Raw genomic sequence first — 20,591 nt, 5'->3', positions numbered from 1 at the left:
GCGGTGACTCCATCGGGGTCGCCGCCCTTTCGTACATTTGAAGCCGGCGATATTCGTGTGACTTGTCTGATACTGATCGGCATGATGGGTGCCGGAAAAACGACTGTTGGGCGCGAACTCGCAAAGCGCAGACGGATGCGCTTTGCCGATTGCGACCATGAGATCGTTGCGCGTACCGGGGTCACCATACCCACCATTTTTGAGATTGAGGGCGAGGACGGCTTCCGCCGGCGCGAGGCGCAGGCGCTTGATGAGCTCACCCTTGAGTCGGACCTCGTTCTGGCGACAGGCGGCGGCGTAGTGCTCGACGCGGGAAACCGCGCGCTTCTTTCGCAGCGGGGCATAGTGATCTATCTGAACGTCCCCCCGCAGATTCTCTGGGAGCGTACGCGCCATGATCGCAACCGGCCGTTGCTGCGGGTCGAGAATCCGCGGCAGCGGATCGAGGAGCTGCACCGCGTGCGCGATCCGCTCTACCGGGAAGTTGCAGACCTGGTGGTCGACGGCGGTCGCGGAAATCCTGGTGCCATGGTGCGCCAGATCGAGAAAGCGCTGGCTACTTTGGACAAAACTTCATGCGAACACTGAACGTGGCGCTCGGTGCTCGGGCGTATCCAATCCACATCGGCGGCAGTCTTCTCGATCGTCCCGAACTGATTCTTCCTCACCTCAAGACTCGCCGCGTGGTGATCGTCACCAATGACGTGGTTGGGCCGCTCTACCTCGAGCGACTGCAGTCCGGGCTCAAAGCGCTTGACGTTGGGGTGGGCACGGTCGTCCTGCCCGATGGTGAGTGCCACAAGGACTGGCAGACGCTCAACCTCATATTCGATGCGCTTCTTGGTGATCGCTGCGAGCGTTCCACGACGCTGATTGCGCTTGGCGGAGGCGTCGTGGGCGACATGGGTGGGTTTGCCGCTGCCTGTTATCAGCGCGGCATGCCATTCATTCAGGTTCCCACTACGCTGCTTGCGCAGGTGGATTCGTCGGTAGGTGGCAAGACGGCGATCAATCATCCGCTCGGCAAGAACATGATTGGTGCCTTCTATCAGCCACGACTGGTGCTCGCCGACACCTCCGTGCTCAACACCCTCCCCCCGCGAGAACTGGCCGCTGGCCTCGCCGAAGTTATCAAGTACGGATTGATTCGAGATCCCGAGTTTCTGGAGTGGCTGGAGATCAATCTCGACCGCTTGCTTGAGCGTGAACCTGAGGCCCTCGCCTTTGCGATCGAGCGCTCCTGCAGCAACAAGGCCGAAGTGGTCGCTGCAGACGAGACCGAGCAGGGTGAGCGGGCTCTGCTCAATCTGGGGCATACCTTCGGCCATGCGATCGAAGCTGGCTTGGGTTATGGAGTGTGCCTGCATGGCGAGGCCGTGGCGATTGGTACGATGATGGCAGCCGAGCTCTCGCTGCGCCTCGGATGGCTGAGTGCCACTGAGCTCGCACGCATCGAAAGTCTGTTTCGCCGCGCGGGATTGCCGGTGACCGGGCCGAAGCTTGGTGTGGAGCGCTATCTCGACTTGATGTCGCATGACAAGAAGGTCGAGGCCGGGCGCTTGCGTCTGGTCCTGCTGCGAGGCCTTGGCAAGGCGGTCATCCATGCGGATTCACCTGCGGCGGATCTCGCCGCTGCCATCGAGGCCCGCTGCGCGTGAGTCACGAGAACGGGCTGGCGAGCTACGCCGTGTCGGTTGCCAACAGTCGCGGACGCCAGCACGATGAGCCGCCGCCCAGCGGGCGCTCCGACTTTCAGCGCGACCGTGATCGCGTGATTCACTCCACGGCTTTTCGGCGTCTTGAGTACAAGACCCAGGTCTTCGTTAATCATGAGGGCGACCTGTTCCGGACGCGGCTCACCCACAGCATCGAGGTTGCCCAGCTCACGCGCAGCATCTCGCGCGCACTTGGCTTGAACGAAGATCTGGCCGAAGCGATTGCGCTTGCGCACGACCTGGGGCACACACCCTTCGGTCACGCCGGCCAGGATGCCCTGAACGCCTGCATGAAGGCTTATGGCGGCTTCGAGCACAACTTGCAGTCGCTACGGACGGTTGACCTGCTCGAAGAGCACTACGCGGCCTTTGACGGGCTGAATCTGATGTACGAAACGCGCGAAGGCGTACTGAAGCACTGCTCGCGTCCGAATGCCGAGCAGTTGGGCGAGATCGGAAAGCGCTTTCTCGATGGCACCCAGCCTTCACTTGAGGCGCAGTTGTCAAACCTGGCCGACGAAATTGCCTACAACAACCACGATGTCGATGACGGCTTGCGATCGGGCCTGATTACCCTGGAGCAACTCGATGAAGTGCCTGTGTTTGCCGATCACCGGCGGGCTGTCGAAGCGCGCTGGCCCGGCCTGAGCGGACGCAAGCTCATTCATGAGACGATCCGGCGCATGGTGGACAGCATGGCGCTCGACCTGATTGCACAGACGCGCCGCAACATTGTGGATGCCGGGGTGGTTACGCTCGACGAAGTAAGGCTTGCACCGCGCCTGGTGGCGTACTCTGACGAGCAGTGGCCACGACTGCAGGCGCTGAAGGTGTTCTTGCGCGAAAATCTGTACTGGCATTATCAGGTGCTGCGCATGACCGACAAGGCGCGTCGCATCATTGGCGACCTGTTCTCGGCCTTCATGGCCGATCCGCGCCTGCTCCCACCCCAGTATCAAACCAAGGCGCACACCGACAAGCCAAGGGCGATTGCCGACTACATCGCCGGGATGACAGATCGCTACGCGATGAAAGAGCATCGTCGGCTCTTCGCCGTTGGTGAAATACACTGATTTGTCATAGCTTTACCGCACTGCAAAAAACGCTTGAGTCGAGCGTTTTGCGAGGGTATATTCGAGCATCCGTTTGATGTGTTCGTAGCGATTGACTATCGGATAGTCGATCGTGCAAGCCGGGGTGCCCGCGCGCCCGGCTTTTTTGTGTCCGCATGGTTTACGTGTGCGGGTTTGAGCAGCGGCGAGAGCCGCCCGAACTTCGTCGGCAATTACCCGGCGAGCGTGTTGTTTCGAGGACAAACGAGATGGATCTCCCCCAGAAGCAGGGTCTGTACGATCCCGCGAACGAACATGATGCCTGCGGCGTGGGTTTCATTGCCCACATCAAGGGTAAGAAGTCTCACGACATCATTCTGCAGGGCCTTGAGATCCTGAAAAATCTGGATCACCGGGGCGCCGTTGGTGCAGACCCCCTGCAGGGCGATGGTGCCGGCATCCTGATCCAGATTCCCGATCAGCTTTACCGCGAAGACATGGCGGCCAAGGGTGTCACCCTGCCGGCGCCCGGTGAGTACGGCGTTGCCATGGTGTTCATGCCCAAGGAAGCGGCTTCGCGTCTTGCCTGTGAGGAAGAAATCGAGCGCGCCGTGCGCGCCGAAGGTCAGGTTCTGCTTGGCTGGCGTGATGTGCCGACCAACGCCGACATGCCGATGTCGCCAACGGTCAAGGCCAAGGAGCCGGTGATTCGCCAGGTCTTCGTCGGCCGTGGCCCCGACGTCATGGTGACCGAAGCACTTGAGCGCAAGCTCTACGTCACCCGTCGTCGTGCCGCCAACGCGATCAACGCGCTCAACCTCAAGCACGGTCAGGAGTTCTACATGGTTTCCATGTCGGCCCGCACCGTGAACTACAAGGGTCTGCTGCTTGCGACCCAGGTTGGCGAGTACTTCCTCGATCTCGTCGATCCGCGTGCCACCTCGGCGCTGTCGCTGGTGCATCAGCGCTTCTCGACCAACACCTTCCCCAAGTGGAACCTGGCGCACCCGTTCCGTTATATCGCCCACAACGGCGAGATCAACACCGTTCGCGGCAACTACAACTGGATGCGTGCCCGCGAGAAGGGCGTATCTTCTCCGTTGCTCGGCGCTGATCTGGAAAAGATCTGGCCGCTGATCTACCCCGGCCAGTCCGACTCTGCTGCCTTCGACAACGCACTCGAACTGCTCGTGATGAGCGGTTATTCGATGGCGCACGCGGTGATGATGATGATTCCGGAAGCCTGGGAGTCGCACACCCAGATGGACGAGAAGCGTCGCGCCTTCTACGAATACCACGCTGCGATGATGGAGCCGTGGGACGGCCCCGCTGCGGTCGCGTTCACCGACGGCCGCCAGATCGGTGCGACCCTCGACCGTAACGGTCTGCGTCCCGCGCGTTATCTCGTCACCGATGACGACCTCGTGGTGATGGCGTCGGAGTCGGGCGTGCTGCCGATCCCCGACAGCAAGATCGTCAAGAAGTGGCGTCTGCAGCCGGGCAAGATGTTCCTGATCGACATGGAGCAGGGGCGCATCATCGACGACAAGGAACTCAAGGACAGCCTGGCCTCGGTTCGTCCCTACACCGACTGGCTGTCGCGCATCAACATCAAGCTCGACGGTCTCGACGTACCTGCCGGTGCCGCCGCACCCGATTGCGTTGCCAGTCTGCTCGATCGTCAGCAGGCTTTTGGCTACAGCCAGGAAGACATCAAGTTCATTCTTGAGCCCATGGGCAAGACGGGCGAGGAAGGTACGGGCTCGATGGGTAACGACTCGCCGCTGGCGGTGCTGTCGTCCCGTGAGAAGGTGCTCTACAGCTACTTCCGTCAGCTCTTCGCACAGGTCACCAATCCGCCGATCGACCCGATCCGCGAGCAACTGGTGATGTCGCTGGTGTCCTTCATCGGACCCAAGCCGAACCTGCTCGAGATCAACGAGATCAACCCGCCGTTCCGCCTCGAAGTGACGCAGCCGGTGCTGGATTTCGGCGACATGGCCAAGATCCGCAACATCGCGCGCTTCACCAACAACAAGTTCCGTTCCGCAGAACTGGATATCTGCTATCCCGTCAGCTGGGGCAAGGACGGCGTGGAGGCACGTCTGGCTTCGCTGTGCGCCGAGGCAGAGAACGCGGTGCTGCAGGGCAGCAACATCCTGATCGTCTCCGACCGCAAGGTCACGGTCGATCAGGTCGCGATTCCTGCGCTGCTGGCGCTGTCGGCCATTCATCAGCACCTGGTCACCAAGGGCCTGCGGACCCGTGCCGGTCTGGTGGTCGAAACCGGTTCGGCGCGCGAGACGCATCACTTCGCAGTACTGGCAGGTTACGGTGCGGAAGCGGTTCACCCCTACATCGCCCTCGAAACGCTCCAGCAACTGGCGGGTGACGAGGAAACCGGCGCGAAGTACATCAAGCACTTCGTCAAGGGTGTGGGCAAGGGCCTGATGAAGGTCATGTCCAAGATGGGCATCTCGACCTACATGTCCTACACCGGTGCTCAGATCTTCGAAGCCGTCGGCCTGCAGAGCGCGATGGTGGACAAGTACTTCACCGGCACCACCACGCAGATCGAAGGGATCAGCGTGTTCGAAGTCATGGAAGAGGCAATCCGCCTGCACCAGAAGGCGTTCAGTCCCGACCCCGTGCTGGCGAACATGCTCGATGCCGGTGGCGAGTACGCGTACCGCATCCGTGGCGAAGAACACATGTGGACGCCGGACGCGATTGCCAAGCTGCAGCACTCGACGCGCTCGAACAAGTACGACACCTACAAGGAATACGCCAAGATCATCAACGACCAGAGCCGTCGTCACATGACGCTGCGCGGTCTGTTCGAGATCAAGCCTGCAGGTGCCCCGGTTGCGCTCGACGAAGTCGAGTCGGCCAAGGAGATCGTCAAGCGCTTTGCAACGGGTGCGATGTCGCTCGGTTCGATCTCGACCGAAGCGCACACCACGCTGGCCGTGGCGATGAACCGCATTGGCGGCAAGTCGAACACCGGCGAGGGTGGCGAAGACCCGATGCGCTTCAAGCCGATCACGCAGACGACGAAGCTGTCGCAGATCATCGGCGAAGGCCGGATCGAGCGCGACCTCGAACTGGGCGCCGGCGATTCGCTGCGTTCGTCCATCAAGCAGGTCGCCTCGGGACGCTTCGGTGTCACCACCGAGTACCTGGTCAACGCCGACCAGATCCAGATCAAGATGGCCCAGGGCGCCAAGCCCGGCGAAGGCGGCCAGCTGCCCGGTCACAAGGTGTCCGAGTACATCGGTTTCCTGCGTCACTCGGTGCCGGGCGTCGGCCTGATTTCGCCCCCGCCGCACCATGACATCTACTCGATCGAAGATCTGGCGCAGCTGATCCATGACCTCAAGAACGCCAACTCGCGCGCCGATATCTCGGTGAAGCTGGTGTCCGAGATCGGCGTGGGTACCGTTGCGGCTGGCGTGGCCAAGGCCAAGGCCGACCACATCGTGATCGCCGGTCATGACGGTGGTACCGGTGCGTCGCCGTGGTCGTCGATCAAGTACGCGGGTTCGCCGTGGGAACTCGGTCTTGCCGAAACCCAGCAGACCCTCGTGCTGAACCGTCTGCGCAGCCGTATCCGCCTGCAGGTTGACGGTCAGATCAAGACCGGTCGCGACGTCGTCGTCGGCGCCCTGCTGGGTGCAGACGAGTTTGGCTTTGCCACTGCGCCGCTGGTCGTCGAGGGCTGCATCATGATGCGCAAGTGCCACCTCAACACCTGTCCGGTGGGGGTGGCGACGCAGGACCCGGAGCTGCGCAAGCGCTTCTCCGGTCAGCCCGAGCATGTGGTCAACTTCTTCTTCTTCATCGCCGAGGAAGTGCGCGAACTGATGGCCCAGCTGGGCATCCGCAAGTTCGACGACCTCATCGGCCGTGCCGACCTGCTCGACATGAAGAAGGGCATCCAGCACTGGAAGGCGCGCGGTCTCGATTACTCGCGCATCTTCTATCGCCCGAACGTGCCGGCCAGCGTGCCGCGTCTGCATACCGAGATCCAGGATCACGGTCTGGAGAAGGCGCTCGACAACGAGCTCATCGCTCTCGCCGCACCTGCGCTCGACAAGGGCGAGCGCGTGTCCATCGATCTGCCGGTGCGCAACGTCAACCGTACGGTGGGCACCATGCTCTCCGGCCGTGTTGCGCAGAAGTACGGTCATGCCGGTTTGCCGGACGACACCATTCACGTCCGTCTGACGGGGACCGCCGGCCAGGCCTTCGGTGCCTTCCTTGCGCGTGGCGTCACGCTCGAGCTGATCGGCGAGGGTAACGACTACGTGGGCAAGGGCCTGTCGGGTGGTCGCATCATCGTGCGTCCGCAAGCCGAGTTCCGTGGCACCACGGCGGACAACATCATCATCGGCAACACCGTGCTCTACGGTGCGACCGAAGGTGAGGTCTATCTGGCGGGTGTCGGTGGCGAGCGCTTCGCGGTCCGTAACTCCGGCGCAACTGCGGTGGTGGAAGGGGTGGGCGACCATGGTTGCGAGTACATGACAGGCGGCACCGTCGTCGTGCTCGGCGAGACTGGCCGCAACTTCGCTGCCGGCATGTCGGGTGGCGTGGCTTACGTGCTTGACCAAGACGGCAGCTTCGAGCAGCGCTGCAACATGGCGCAGGTGGCACTTGAGCCGCTGCCCGAGGAAGTCGAGGCGCGCAAGGGTACGGAAGCGGGTGACGACCTCGAGTCGCATGGACGTGTCGCGATCGACCACCTGAGCATGGGCGACGAGCTCATTCTCAAGGGGCTGATCGAGCGTCATGCGCGCTTTACCAGCAGCCCGCGTGCGCGAGAGATTCTCGACAACTGGACGGCGTGGCGGACCAAGTTCGTCAAGGTAATGCCGAATGAATATCGTCGTGCGCTCGCCGAAATGGCCGAGCAGCGTCAGAAGCAACTGGAGGCGGCGTAAAAATGGGCAAGCCAACCGGATTTCTGGAGTATCAGCGTCTGTCGGAGGGCTACGAGCCCGTTCCGGAGCGACTGAAGGGGTACAAGGAGTTCGTGCTTCGTCTTTCCGACGAGGATGCGGCGATTCAGGGTGCGCGCTGCATGGACTGCGGCATCCCGTTCTGCAACAACGGTTGCCCGGTAAACAACATCATTCCGGACTGGAATGATCTGGTTTATCGCGGCGACTGGAAGCAGGCGATCGACGTGCTGCATTCCACCAACAACTTCCCCGAGTTCACCGGCCGTATCTGCCCGGCACCATGTGAGGCGGCCTGTACGCTGAACATCAACAACGAAGCAGTAGGTATCAAGTCGATCGAGCACGCGATCATCGACAAGGCCTGGGATGAGGGCTGGGTGCTGCCGCAACCGGCCGCCGTCAAGACCGGCAAGAAGGTTGCAGTTGTTGGCTCCGGCCCCGCCGGCCTGGCCAACGCCCAGCAACTGGCGCGCGCAGGTCACGACGTGACGGTGTTCGAAAAGAACGACCGCGCGGGCGGTCTGCTGCGCTACGGCATTCCCGACTTCAAGATGGAGAAGGGCCTGATCGATCGTCGTATCGAGCAGATGGAGGCCGAAGGGGTCACCTTCCGCACCGGCGTGGTGGTCGGTACCAAGGACATGCCGTCCCGCATCATCTGTGATGCGAAGGAAGTCGTCACCGCCGAGTCGCTGATGGCCGAGTTCGACGCCGTGGTGCTCGCGGGTGGTTCGGAAGTGCCGCGCGACCTGCCGGTTCCGGGGCGTGAGCTCGACGGCGTGCATTTCGCGCTTGAGTTCCTGATCCCGCAGAACAAGCAGGTTGCAGGCGACAGGCCGAATCCGATCTCCGCCGAAGGCTGCAATGTGGTGGTGATTGGTGGTGGCGATACCGGTTCCGACTGCGTCGGCACCAGCTATCGTCATGGTGCCAAATCGGTGACCCAGTTCGAAGTGATGCCGCAACCGCCCGAGCAGGAGAACAAGGCGCTGACCTGGCCGTACTGGCCGATCAAGCTGCGCACTTCTTCCTCGCACGTCGAAGGTGATACCAAGCGTGAATACGCGATCGGCACCAAGGAATTCGTCGGTGATAACGGCAAGCTGACCGGTGTGCGTACTGTTCATCTCGAGTGGAAGGACGGCCGCATGGCGGAAGTCGCAGGCACCGAGAAGGTCTATCCGGCCGAGCGCGTGTTTCTTGCCATGGGCTTCACCAATCCGGTGGGCGGTGTGCTCGAAGCGTTCGGTGTGGAGAAGGATGGCCGGGGTAACGCCAAGGCATCGACCGACGGTGAAGGCTGCTACGCAACCAATGTCGCCAAGGTTTTTGCTGCGGGCGATGTCCGACGCGGCCAGTCGCTGGTGGTGTGGGCGATCCGTGAAGGCCGTCAGTGCGCCCGCGCGGTTGACGAGTTCCTGATGGGTACGAGCGTTCTGCCCCGCTAAGCGGCGATACGTCGGGCAGGCTCTGACGAGCGCTGTCTGGCGTAGCAACTGATCACGAAGGCGACCCTGCGGGGTCGCCTTCGTTTTTTCCCGGACAATGCAGGGGCTGAGGGAGCGGCAGGAATGGAGATGGATGCAAGCGGCTGGATTGTCACGGCAGTGGCGATTCTCCTGACCGGCATTTCGAAGTCGGGGCTGGGTGGTGCGCTGGGCGGACTCGCCGTGCCTTTCATGTCGATGTGGATCTCGCCGCGTGACGCGGTGGCGGTCGTGCTGCCGATCCTGATTGCGATGGATCTGGTCGGGATTCGTGCCTGGCGTGGCAAGGCGGATATTGGCGACCTCAAGCTGCTAATCCCTTCTGCGCTGGTCGGTATTGCGCTCGGTACGCTGGCGTTCGGGGCGATGTCGGATGCGGTGGTGAAAGTGGTGCTGGGCGTGATCTCGATCGCGTTTGCGCTTGATCGGCTGCTGCGCAGGGCAGGGCATGCGGTGTCGGCGACATCGCACGCAGGACGCTGGTTTGGCTGGGTCTGTGGTATCGGGGCAGGATTTACCAGCACGCTCGCGCATGCCGGTGGGCCGCCGTTGATGGCCTACCTGTTGAGCCGCAGGCTGCCGAAGCAGACTTACGTGGCAACCTCGGTGTTCTTCTTCGCGGCGATCAATCTCGCCAAGCTACCCTTCTATATCGGACTGGACCTGTTTTCGCGCGATACCTTGGTGATGTCGGCCACGCTGCTGCCGCTCGTGCCCCTGGGCGTATGGCTTGGTGTGCGACTGCTGGCAAGGATTCCCGAGCGGCCGTTCTACTTCTTTGCGGTTGCGGCCCTGGGGCTGTCGGGGGTGAAGCTGTTGTGGGACGGACTGCTCGGCTGAGCAGCCCGCCCCGGCGCCGGGTCACAGGCCCAGTACGTCGACCGTGTAGCGGGCAATCATGCCTTCTTCGTTGGTCGGCACCACGGCGACGGCCACCTTGCTCGACGGGCTGTCGATCCGGCTCGCATGAGCAGCATTGGCCTCGGGGTCGATGTCTACGCCGATCCAGCCCGACAGCTTCGCCACCTTTTCGCGCACCTGGGCTGCGTGCTCACCAATGCCGCCAGTGAAGACCAGCGCATCCAGACCACCCGCTGCGGCCGCGAGCGAACCGAGCTCACGTGCGATCCGGTAGCAGTACAGATCGACCGCCTCCATGGCCTCCGGCGCAGCGGACGCGAGCAGGGTACGCATGTCCTGACTGATGCCGGAAACCCCTAGCAGCCCCGATTCCTTGTACAGCAGATTGGTCAGGTCCTTGGAGCTCATCCCTTTCTGATCCATGAGGTAGAGCAGTACGCCGGGGTCCAGGCTGCCGGTGCGCGTGCCCATCATCAGCCCCTCGACCGCGGTGAATCCCATTGTCGACGCGACGCTGCGCCCGTCGCGCAGCGCGCACATCGACGAGCCGTTGCCCAGGTGGGCAATGACGACGGCGCCCGAGGCCTTGTCGCCGATCACCGATGGCAGCTGGCGCGCAACGTAGTCGTAGGAAAGACCGTGAAAGCCGTAGCGCTTGACGCCCTCTGCACTGATCTTGCGCGGCAGCGCATAGGCCTGTGCGACCGCCGGCTGGGTGCGATGAAAAGCCGTGTCGAAGCACCCCACCTGCGGAATGTCGGGTGCCATGGCTGAAATCGCCTGCACTGCATTCAGGTTGTGGGGCTGGTGCAGCGGCGCGAGCGGCACGAACTTCTTGAGCTTGAGCATGATGTGGCCGTACAGGCGCACAGGTTCGCTGAACAGGTCGCCGCCATGCACGATGCGGTGGCCTGCGGCGGCAATCTCAAGCGCGGGGTTGTGTGCTGCCAGCCAGTCGAGCAAATGGGTGAGCGCGTCGCGGTGCTGTTCGCGCTGGCTCGAAGAGGTGGTCGGGACCGCCTCCTCGAAGCGCTCGCCTGCAGCGCTCTTCGCATTGAACTGCGGCGTGGCGCCGATGCCGTCGATCTGGCCCGACAGGGCGGGGTGTTCGGCCAGCTCGGGTTCGATGGCAAACAGTGCAAACTTCAGGCTGCTCGAGCCTGCATTGAGAACAAGTACGGCTTTCATAGCATGGCCTCGCGCTTGCGGTGGGCCATCAGCTGCGCAATTGCGCACGATGCAGCCCGTGTTTCTGCCGTGTCGGCACGACTGGTGAGCACGATGGGCACGCGTGCGCCGAGCACAACGCCGGCCATCAGCGCATCGGCCAGGTACTCGAGCTGCTTCGCCACCATGTTGCCGGATTCGAGATCGGGCACCACGAGGATGTCCGCGTTGCCGGCCACTGCCGAGCGGATGCCCTTGGTCTTGGCTGCGACCAGCGACACCGCGTTGTCGAATGCGAGCGGGCCGTCGAGCAGGCCGCCGGTGATCTGCCGGCGATCCGCCATTTTGCACAACGCCGCGGCTTCGATGGTGGAGCGCATCTTCGGATTGACAGTTTCAACTGCGGCCAGAATCGCGACCTTGGGTTCGGGCAGGCCAAGCATGTGGCCGAGCTCGATCGCATTCTGAATGATGTGAACCTTGTCCTCGAGCGTCGGCTCGATGTTGATTGCCGCGTCGGTGATCATCAGCGGATGCGGATAGGTCGGCACGTCCGCGAGGAACACATGGCTGATGCGGCGTGCGGTACGCAGGCCGTTGGTCCTCGATACGACTGCAGCCATCAGCTCGTCGGTGTGCAGCGAGCCCTTCATCAGGGCCTCGATGCCGCCATCGCGACACAGGGCGACAGCCGTCTCGGCCGATGCATGGCTGTGCGGTACGTCAACGATTCGGAAACCCTTCAGGTCCAGGCCTTCTTCCTCGGCAACGGCGCGGATCTTCGCCTCGGGGCCAATCAGAATGGGGTCGACCAGGCCGGCTTGTGCAGCCTGAATGGGGCCGCGCAGCGATTCTGCGTCGCACGGATGCGCAACTGCGATCGGAATCGGCGACATCCCCGCCGTGACCGACAGCAGGTGACGGTAACGCAGTTCGCGATCGGAAATCGTGACTTGCGGCAGCACGACCCGCGCACGCGAGATCTTCTCGGTTGGCGCGGCGACCTCAGCCGTACCGTCGATGACCTTGAGTCCGTCCTGGTTGACCGCGAGGCAATCGAAGATGATGTGGTGATTGTGTTCGAACTTCTCGCGGCAGGTCACCGAAATGGTGAGCGTGTCCCCAATGGTGATGGGGCGCCAGAAGTTGAGCCCCTGCGACACATACACGGTGCCGGGGCCGGGGAATTCGGTGCCGAGCACGGTGGAGATCAGGGTGCTACCCCACATGCTGTGGCCCACGACCTCGCGGAACTGGCTTGAGCGCGCGAACTCGGTGTCGACATGCGTTGGATTGACGTCGCCCGACATGGCGGCGAACAGGTGGATGTCCTCCGGGCGGAGCGTACGTACCAGCTGTGCAAAGTCACCGACCTGTATCTCGTCGAAGATGCGGTTCTGGATGAGCGATTGAGCGGCGTGTTCCATATCTGACCTTTTTGCGTGCATTGCAACAAGCCCATTCTACTTTCAGTATTATTGCGGCGGTTAGAATCCGGTTGTTTTTTCGTGCACTGCAGCACGAATTTCGTATCACTTCGACAACAGGGCACGCGTCACAGGGCGGGGGCATGCCACATGCTAAAATCCGCGTCGATAAATCTCACGGGATGCTCCATGGAAGTCGTGATTCTCGCTGCGGGTCAGGGCAAGCGCATGCGTTCGGTTCTGCCCAAGGTGCTGCAGCCGATTGCAGGCAAGCCGATGCTGGCCCATGTGCTGGGCGCTGCCCGTGAACTCGATGCGAAACGCATTTGCGTGGTGTACGGCCATGGTGGCGAAGTCGTGCGCGAGCGCCTCGACGCCCCCGATCTGTCCTGGGCGCTGCAGTCTCCGCAACTGGGCACCGGGCATGCAGTGCAACAGGCCTTGCCGCATCTCACTGACGGCTCGCTTGCGCTCGTGCTGTATGGCGATGTGCCGCTGATCGGCGTGCCGACGCTGCGTCGCCTGGCGCAGGCTGCGGGCAAGGGCCGGCTCGCGCTGCTTACCGTCGAGCTCGACCAGCCCACCGGATATGGCCGCATCCTGCGCGATGGCGCGGGTCGGGTGCAGCGCATTGTCGAAGAGAAAGACGCTTCCGATGCCGAACGACAGGTGCGGGAGGTCAACACCGGCATCCTCGTCGCCCCGGTTGCCCGCCTGCGTGACTGGCTGGGGCGCATCGGCAACGACAATGCCCAGGGCGAGTATTACCTGACCGACATCATCGGCATGGCCGTGGCCGAGGATGTCGAAGTGGTCACGGTGCAACCCGACGCCGTGTCCGAGACCCTTGGCGTCAACAGCAAGTCCCAGCTCGCGCAGCTCGAGCGCCTGCATCAGGCTGCGATTGCAGGGCGTCTGCTCGACGAGGGCGTGACCCTGATCGATCCCGCCCGCATCGATGTGCGTGGCGAACTGATCTGCGGGCGCGACGTCGAGATCGATATCAACTGCGTGTTCGAGGGGCGTGTCGAACTCGGCGATGGCGTGGTGATCGGCGCCAACTGCGTGATCCGCAATACCCTTATCGGGGCAGGCACCCGCGTCGCACCGTTTTCGCATCTCGACAGCACCACCATGGGCGAAGCCTGCGTCATCGGTCCCTATGCGCGCACCCGTCCGGGCACGGTGCTTGGTCAGGACGTGCACGTCGGCAACTTCGTCGAGATCAAGAACAGCGTGGTCGCCGATCACTCGAAGGCCAATCATCTGGCCTACGTGGGTGATGCGGATGTCGGTCAGCGCGTGAATATCGGCGCCGGCACCATCACCTGCAATTACGATGGCGCATTCAAGCACCGCACCGTCATCGAGGATGACGTTTTCATCGGCTCGGATACCCAGCTTGTGGCGCCGGTCAGAGTCGGGCGCGGTGCCACGCTTGGTGCGGGCACCACCCTCACCAAGGATGCGCCGCCCGAGCAGCTCACCGTTTCGCGCACCAAACAGCTCAGCATCAGCAGCTGGAAAAAGCCGGTCAAAACCAAGTAACCCCTGTCTGCAGCCGGTCTGCCCCCCCCGGATCAAAGGATTAGCGTCATGTGCGGTATCGTCACAGCAATCGCCACCAACAACGTCGTGCCCGTGCTCCTCGAGGGCCTGCGCAAGCTCGAATATCGTGGCTATGATTCCGCCGGGCTGGCGGTATTGTCCGGCGAGCTGACCCGCCTGCGCTCGGCCGGCCGCGTTGCAGAGCTTGCGGTGCTCGCGGATCAGGCCGGCCTGTCGGCCAACATCGGCATCGCGCATACACGCTGGGCAACACACGGCGTGCCCTCCGAGCGCAACGCCCATCCGCACATTTCGGCGGGGCTGGCGGTGGTGCACAACGGCATCATCGAGAACTTCGAGTCGATCAAGCTCAGTCTGCAGGCGCGTGGCTATGTGTTCGAGTCCGAGACCGACACCGAAGCCATCGCCCACCTCATCCACAGCAAGCTCGCCACCACGCCCGATCTGTTCGACGCGGTGCGCCTCGCCACCAACGAGCTGATGGGCGCGTACGCGATTGGCGTGTTGTCCGAGGCCGACCCCTTCCGTGCCATCGTCGCGCGCCGGGGCTCGCCACTGCTGCTCGGTATCGGCGAAGACGGCATGTATGCCGCATCGGATACCGCTGCGCTGCTGCAGGTCACACGCAAGGTGGTGTATCTCGAAGACGGCGACTTGGCCGAACTGCGTCGCGACAGCTACCGCGTCATGCTGCCCGACGGCTCTCCGGTCGAGCGCGAAGTGCATATCTCCAGCCTGTCGGCCGATGCGGTCGAGTTGGGGCAGTACCGCCATTACATGCAGAAGGAAATCTTCGAGCAGCCGCAGGCGCTGGGCAATACGCTGGAGATGATTGCCGGTGGCGGCTCGATCTCGCCGCTGCATTTCGGCGCGCGCGCCCCCGAGGTTTTCGACGGTGTGCGTCGCGTCCTTGTACTCGCCTGCGGAACCAGCTACCACGCCGGTCTGGTCGCGCGTTACTGGCTGGAGTCGGTCGCAGGCATCCCGTGCACGGTCGAGATCGCCAGCGAATACCGCTACCGCAAGTCAGTGCCCGAAGCCGATACCCTGGTGGTGGTGATTTCCCAGTCGGGTGAAACCGCCGATACCCTGGCTGCGCTCAAGCATGCCAGTGCGCTGGGCATGACCCGCACGCTGGCGGTGTGCAACGTGCCCGAATCGGCCATCGTGCGCGAAGCCGCGCTGCGCTTCATCACCCGCGCAGGCCCCGAAATCGGGGTTGCGTCGACCAAGGCCTTCACCACCCAGCTTGCCGCGCTGGCCCTGCTCACCCTGTCGCTGGCCAAGATCAATGGTCGTCTCTCCGAGACCGACGAGGCCGACTACCTCAGCGCCTTGCGTCACCTGCCGGTCGCCATCCAGAAAGTGCTTGAGCTTGAACCGCAGATCGAAGCCTGGGCGCAGCGCTTCGCCAGCAAGGAGCATGCACTCTTCCTTGGTCGCGGCCGGCATTGGCCGATTGCGATGGAAGGTGCGCTCAAGCTCAAGGAAATTTCCTATATCCACGCCGAAGCCTATGCCGCCGGCGAACTCAAGCACGGCCCGCTCGCGCTGGTGGACAAGGACATGCCGGTGATCGCAGTTGCCCCGGCCGACGAACTGCTCGAAAAGCTCAAGTCGAACCTGCAGGAAGTCCGCGCCCGTGGCGGAGAACTCTATGTGTTTGCCGACGCCGGCAGCGAGATCCCCGAGTCCGAAGGCGTGCACATCCTGCACATGCCGGAGCACTACGGCATGCTGTCGCCGGTGCTGCACGTGATTGCACTGCAGTTGCTGTCCTATCACGCGGCGCTGGTGAAGGGCACGGACGTCGATAAGCCACGGAACCTGGCGAAGAGCGTTACGGTGGAGTGATCCGGCCGCGACCGGCGCGAGGTTTGTTCCCGACAAATAAAGTCGAAAACTCGTTATTAAAGTCGAAAACTCAGTTGGTCAGTGAAAGCGCCCGGCTTGCCGGGCGTTATTTTCTTGGGGGGCAAAGGATTGCTGTCGCCAAACGGGCGTCGGCTACTCGGCCTCAGCTGCCGGTGGCTTGATGGCGCAGTCAGGCAGCAATGTGCTGGTCACCTGCCGTTCGAGCGTCAGGCGACGGTGAACGGCGGCTTCTCCATCCTGCCAACTGGAACTACCGACCCAAAGCGGAAGTACGACGGGAAAGGCCTATGACTGCTTCGCCGCGGGATCAGTCGTTTGCACCGGCGACGCCAACGTCGAATGTCGGCTCCTAAACGGCCGTTCAATCTGGCCGGGCGCTGAGGCCACCCAACGCGCCCCCCCGTACGCCGATTAGCGCCGCTATATGAGAGTAAGTGCAGCGCTCACTACGACGAAGCTCCCACGACGCTTTATAATCGCGGCATGAACGAGGCCGAATTCGATCGACATGTCCGGACCGGCGAGCGCAACAAGGAGGTCATGGAGCTCATGCACAACTGGTGCTCCCACGCTCAGGTGCGCAACCACGGTGGGACGGGTCTGATCGCCATGCAGACGGGCCTCCCGATTGGCATGTTCGGCATGCAGTGCGACTTCGCACCAGCAGGAGGCATCGCGGGCTGGTGCCTGGAGGAAGGTGCGCTCGACTTCTACGACCGCAATTGTGTGCACTGCGACAAGCGTCAAGCGGTTCGGCTGCCGAACCTCAGCCAACTGGTCGGAGAGCGTGACCGGGAGTTAGCGAGTCGCGAAGAAGCCGCAGAGCGAGCGAAAGCGGAGGCCGACGCGGCCCGCGCAGGTCGCAAGCAGCGTCGGGATGCCTTACGAACTGGCCAGAGTCCCGCAACGTGCGCGTTGCTTGATGACCTTCAAGCTCTGGATGACCACCCTTCCGATGAGGCGAGAACGCGGATCGTCGAGACAGTGAAGCTGGCCCCCGAGGTGCTCACGGCTCCGATCACTGAGTACTTTTTTGATCTGGCCGCAACGCGCGCAGCCGGGTGTCAGACGGAAGCACTCCTAGTGCTGCAACACGTCGGTGCGGACCCCGTGCGTCTCGCTGCGGCGGCGCTGGGTTGCCTGAGGCGCCATGAATCCGTCGAAGTGGCCGCGGATATCGTTATGGCGACGCCCAGCTTAGGGGAGGAGGCGGCGGTGGAAGCAGCGGTGCCTGCTCTCATATCGTTGGCCAACCCACCTCGCCAGCAGTTCAGCCATCACCAGCGGCGGCTGCAGCCGGCACCGCTGGAGGCCGTCTTCGGCGAGCGGCCGAAGGCCATCCAGCGCGCCATCCAACGTCTGCTCGATTCGCGGCAATCCTACGCAATACGCACGGGGACGGCTGGTCTCAAGGTCCTTGCTCGGAAAGATCCGCTCATCCTGGGACGGTTCGCCAAGACACTGGTCGCGAAGCTCGCGCGTGCGCACCTCCTCATCGACGACGACGAGGCAGATAGGGACTTGGACATGGTATGCGGCGATCTTCAGCGCTCCATCGCAGCCACCTTTCTCCACGAGCCCGCCGCCACCGACCAGCTGATCGCAGGCTTTTTCGAGGGCGCCTCGTCCGAGGGTGAAGCGCGCCTCATCCGGGTCTACGAGGAGGTGTTCCCGGTTGCCGTACGCGGGAAAGCAACGCTGGAAGACGACGTCGCCGGCGTTGTCCTCACAAGGGTGATCAAGCTTGCGAGCACCTCAAACAACTCCGAGGTGCTCAGCGAGATCGCTCAGATCCTCAGGGATGGCTCCGGCAGCATGCTTCGGGCTGCCCGGAAGAACCTCGACGTCGTCCTTGGAGCAGCGGCCGTCCTCGACGCCCGGTTCGAAGCGTTTGACGCCGAGCAGAATCGCAAGACCAACGTCACCACCCTGGACGCTCTGGAGGCCGGCAACTTCAGATCGACGCTCGACAATCTCAGGGAATGCTTCGCCACCATCGCGGCTAGGGCGGCTGAAGGAGATCGGCTCGCCACGGAGTCGTACGTGGACTTTCTGACGAAAGTTGATGATAGTCGCACCTGGCTGGTATCGGCGCTGCTCAAGGAAACCAGCCATCTCATCTCCACGCCCGAAGGGTTGAACCTGGTGCTGCCTGAGCTCTATTCGGGATTGATGGGCACGTCAACTCTGGCGCGTGCGACGGCAGTCGAAACGCTTGGAAGGGCGGGCAAGAGCCGGATTGCAGACCTTCCCCAACTGGTGCTCGATGCGTTCGTTCTTCTCCTGTCAGATCGTTACGTCATCGTGCATCAAGCGGCCGCCGGTGCGCTTGAGAACATTCCTCTGCCACCACATCTCGAGCAAACCGCCGGCCTAGCGCTTCTCCAGCTCATTGGGGCCTACAAGTCGGAGAAGGACACCAGAGGCTTTCTGCCTCGATGCATGCGGCTCTACCTCCATAGATTTGCCAAAGAAGAGCAGCTGAAGGAGGGCTTGGCAGCCTGGTTCATCCGGATCCTCACGGCCGTCCCGCCGAGCTCGAATCTCCGGGAGCTCAATTCAATGTCCCGGTACCTCAAGGACCAACCCTCGTACGTGGATCTGGTGATCAGCATCCTCGAGGACCAGTCCGTCCGCGAGTACGGCGAGGAGGACGCAATCAGGCTTGCGTACTTGATCCCAGACGCGGAGGTGCTCAAGCGTGCTGATGACCTGGCCGCAGTCGCCGTTCGCAGAAGGAATCGCGACCCGTACGTCGGCGCGATGGTGGAAATCCTGACGCGGGCCGGGGCTTGGGAACAAGCGATCATGGCGGTTGATGCTTCGTGGGAAGACGTGCCTGACACGGTCCCCAAGAGACGAATGAAGTGGGCGCGCCGGATGCAGGTCGTGGCGGTGCGATTCGAGGCGGCCGTCGCCGCTGGTGATGCCGAGCAGCGGGCGGCGTTGAAGGCAGAGTGGGAGGGCCTCGTGAAGGCCCTCGACGAAGACGAGAAGCAATATGCGGCAAGACGCGATCCTCTCCCAAGTTTTCTTCGCACGTATCGAGGCGGTTGATGCGCTTAGCAGGCTAGGCAACGGCGGGACCGTTGAAGCCGAGACGCTCAGACAAATCAGCGCAGCGCTGGACGGCGCGTCCCTTCAGTATGGACGGGCAGCAACTGCAACGGCGTACGGCGCTTTCGCGGGACTACTGCGCATCGTGTCGACATTGGCAGAGTGGAGACAGTCGGTACTTGACGCTTCGGAGGCAGGCGATCGGCTCCTGCGAAGCGCGATCGAGCGCCACCGCCTCTGGGTGAACGAGTACGGGGAAAGGTCGGAAGCGAAGTCTCTGCTGGACGCATCGACTGCCGTCCCTTCGATCGCAACACTCGGCGACTTCGAAGCCCTCTGCTGCAGCCTGTCAGGCGTTCCGTTGCCCATTGGGGTGTTCGGGGACGAGGGGCTCAGGGTTCCGCGCAAAAAGGATCCGGCCGACGAGGTGGCGCCTCGGCCAGCAGAGCTCTCCGTTGCGTTCCTGAAGTTTCAGCTCGGAGGCCAGCTGGCCGCCGATGTTCACCACCTGGTGCCGCGCGAGATGCACGACATGGAGATTGAGGTGCGGGTCTCGCGATGGCCAGACAACGCGACGCATCTCACCTTAACTCCGGTTTCGGCGGAGCCGCGAAGCTCCTACGAACTATCCGAGTTCACATTCCCCAAACCACCTGGGAAGGCGCCCTACACGCTGGTTCAACGAGGGCGGGCGATCCTCCAGGTAGCGCAAGGGCTCAAGGCCCGCCCGTTCGAGTTCAAGTACGCCGCCGCGTTTCAACCTGCCTGTGTGGAGCAACCCGTAGCCATCGTCGGCCATCGCACCCTCCTTGTCGAGGGGATCGACATCAAGTCACACCCGATTACCGGTTACGCCGCGATGGACGAGAAGATCGTATCGGTCCGTGACCTGCTTCGACAACAAGGACTGGCCAATGTGCATGAGCTCTCGGATGTGCTTGAGCTTCTCGCGGTACTGTGCAACATGGCTGGCCGAGCGGTTCAGGACGCGGAGTTCGATGGGATCTGGCCCGAAAATCGGTTTCAGGACTACGTGCGGAAGGAACTGCGGCGTGCGCCTCGAATCGGATCCGACCTCGAGGAGCACCCTGCGGCGGCAGGCGGCATCACGGACCTGAGTTTTCGTGGGATCACCATCGAACTGAAGTCCGTGGACCATCGTATCCGGAGAGTCGAAGACTGCCAGTGCTACGTCGAGCAAACGGCGAGCTATGCGGCTGCAAAGGGCAAGCGAATTGCGCTGCTGTGCGTCCTGGACTGCAGCAAGAAGGAGACCGCTCCCTGGCCGGCGGCCGACGGACTCGCCATCCTGAGATCTGCCCCGCCTGCGGAAGTTACGGTCGTGACCATCGTAGTCCTAGGAAACATTACCCGTCCCAGCAAGCTTTCTCGTTGAACGAAGCGTGCCACTGAGTAC

General features: G+C 62.7%; 12 protein-coding genes. 10 read left to right on the top strand and 2 right to left on the bottom strand.

Features of this window, described 5'->3' with window-relative positions:
* Positions 1–57 precede the first annotated feature (57 nt).
* From CEW83_RS12480 to CEW83_RS12455, 6 genes are all read left to right on the top strand, one after another.
* Positions 58–588, top strand: a complete 531-nt coding sequence (locus CEW83_RS12480; protein ID WP_108949633.1) for a shikimate kinase — start codon at positions 58–60, stop codon at positions 586–588.
* Positions 576–1,658 carry a 3-dehydroquinate synthase gene (aroB, locus tag CEW83_RS12475; RefSeq protein WP_108949632.1) on the top strand — a complete coding sequence of 361 codons (1,083 nt, stop codon included), beginning with the start codon at positions 576–578 and terminating at the stop codon, positions 1,656–1,658. The genes CEW83_RS12480 and aroB overlap by 13 nt, the downstream gene beginning before the upstream one ends.
* Positions 1,655–2,788, top strand: a complete 1,134-nt coding sequence (locus CEW83_RS12470; protein WP_234418805.1) for a deoxyguanosinetriphosphate triphosphohydrolase — start codon at positions 1,655–1,657, stop codon at positions 2,786–2,788. Before aroB ends, CEW83_RS12470 begins: the two co-directional genes overlap by 4 nt.
* Before the next feature lie 248 nt (positions 2,789–3,036).
* Positions 3,037–7,710: a glutamate synthase-related protein gene (locus tag CEW83_RS12465; protein ID WP_108949631.1), complete on the top strand. Its 4,674-nt coding sequence runs from the start codon at positions 3,037–3,039 to the stop codon at positions 7,708–7,710.
* A 2-nt stretch (positions 7,711–7,712) separates the two neighbouring features.
* Complete coding sequence (locus CEW83_RS12460; RefSeq protein WP_108949630.1) at positions 7,713–9,179, top strand: glutamate synthase subunit beta; 1,467 nt, start codon at positions 7,713–7,715, stop codon at positions 9,177–9,179.
* A gap of 123 nt (positions 9,180–9,302) precedes the next feature.
* The gene (locus CEW83_RS12455; protein WP_108949629.1) at positions 9,303–10,058 is read left to right on the top strand and encodes a sulfite exporter TauE/SafE family protein; all 756 of its coding nucleotides are present in this window, start codon (positions 9,303–9,305) and stop codon (positions 10,056–10,058) included.
* A gap of 21 nt (positions 10,059–10,079) precedes the next feature.
* On the opposite strand, the gene CEW83_RS12450 is transcribed toward CEW83_RS12455, so the two are convergent.
* The gene (locus tag CEW83_RS12450) at positions 10,080–11,267 is read right to left on the bottom strand and encodes an acetate/propionate family kinase (RefSeq protein WP_108949628.1); all 1,188 of its coding nucleotides are present in this window, start codon (positions 11,265–11,267) and stop codon (positions 10,080–10,082) included.
* On the bottom strand, positions 11,264–12,673 hold the full coding sequence (locus tag CEW83_RS12445; protein WP_108949627.1) for a bifunctional enoyl-CoA hydratase/phosphate acetyltransferase: 1,410 nt from the start codon (positions 12,671–12,673) through the stop codon (positions 11,264–11,266). The genes CEW83_RS12450 and CEW83_RS12445 overlap by 4 nt, the downstream gene beginning before the upstream one ends.
* 189 nt (positions 12,674–12,862) lie before the next feature.
* Between CEW83_RS12445 and glmU the strand changes: the two genes are divergently transcribed.
* The 4 genes from glmU to CEW83_RS12425 all read left to right on the top strand — a co-directional run bounded on the left by glmU (position 12,863) and on the right by CEW83_RS12425 (position 20,570).
* Entirely contained in the window at positions 12,863–14,221 is a 1,359-nt protein-coding gene (glmU, locus tag CEW83_RS12440) for a bifunctional UDP-N-acetylglucosamine diphosphorylase/glucosamine-1-phosphate N-acetyltransferase GlmU (RefSeq protein WP_108949626.1), read from the top strand.
* Between the two features lie 48 nt (positions 14,222–14,269).
* Positions 14,270–16,096 carry a glutamine--fructose-6-phosphate transaminase (isomerizing) gene (gene glmS, locus CEW83_RS12435; RefSeq protein WP_108949625.1) on the top strand — a complete coding sequence of 609 codons (1,827 nt, stop codon included), beginning with the start codon at positions 14,270–14,272 and terminating at the stop codon, positions 16,094–16,096.
* A 504-nt stretch (positions 16,097–16,600) separates the two neighbouring features.
* Positions 16,601–19,174: a hypothetical protein gene (locus CEW83_RS12430; protein ID WP_108949624.1), complete on the top strand. Its 2,574-nt coding sequence runs from the start codon at positions 16,601–16,603 to the stop codon at positions 19,172–19,174.
* On the top strand, positions 19,119–20,570 hold the full coding sequence (locus CEW83_RS12425; RefSeq protein ID WP_108949623.1) for a hypothetical protein: 1,452 nt from the start codon (positions 19,119–19,121) through the stop codon (positions 20,568–20,570). The genes CEW83_RS12430 and CEW83_RS12425 overlap by 56 nt, the downstream gene beginning before the upstream one ends.
* Positions 20,571–20,591: the final 21 nt, after the last annotated feature.

Origin of the sequence: Parazoarcus communis (assembly GCF_003111645.1) — a bacterium.
GTDB lineage: Bacteria > Pseudomonadota > Gammaproteobacteria > Burkholderiales > Rhodocyclaceae > Parazoarcus > Parazoarcus communis_A.
The sequence above is the reverse complement of the archived record's forward strand: the minus strand, read 5'-3'. Positions and strand labels throughout refer to the sequence as shown.

What these genes read in the sequence shown, in the direction of transcription:
- aroB (WP_108949632.1), top strand. Translation starts at nt 576, where the DNA reads ATGCGAACACTGAACGTGGCGCTCGGTGCTCGGGCGTATCCAATCCAC.
- CEW83_RS12465 (WP_108949631.1), top strand. Translation starts at nt 3,037, where the DNA reads ATGGATCTCCCCCAGAAGCAGGGTCTGTACGATCCCGCGAACGAACAT.
- CEW83_RS12460 (WP_108949630.1), top strand. Translation starts at nt 7,713, where the DNA reads ATGGGCAAGCCAACCGGATTTCTGGAGTATCAGCGTCTGTCGGAGGGC.
- CEW83_RS12455 (WP_108949629.1), top strand. Translation starts at nt 9,303, where the DNA reads ATGGAGATGGATGCAAGCGGCTGGATTGTCACGGCAGTGGCGATTCTC.
- CEW83_RS12450 (WP_108949628.1), bottom strand. Translation starts at nt 11,267, where the DNA reads ATGAAAGCCGTACTTGTTCTCAATGCAGGCTCGAGCAGCCTGAAGTTT.
- CEW83_RS12445 (WP_108949627.1), bottom strand. Translation starts at nt 12,673, where the DNA reads ATGGAACACGCCGCTCAATCGCTCATCCAGAACCGCATCTTCGACGAG.
- glmU (WP_108949626.1), top strand. Translation starts at nt 12,863, where the DNA reads ATGGAAGTCGTGATTCTCGCTGCGGGTCAGGGCAAGCGCATGCGTTCG.
- glmS (WP_108949625.1), top strand. Translation starts at nt 14,270, where the DNA reads ATGTGCGGTATCGTCACAGCAATCGCCACCAACAACGTCGTGCCCGTG.
- CEW83_RS12430 (WP_108949624.1), top strand. Translation starts at nt 16,601, where the DNA reads ATGAACGAGGCCGAATTCGATCGACATGTCCGGACCGGCGAGCGCAAC.
- CEW83_RS12425 (WP_108949623.1), top strand. Translation starts at nt 19,119, where the DNA reads ATGCGGCAAGACGCGATCCTCTCCCAAGTTTTCTTCGCACGTATCGAG.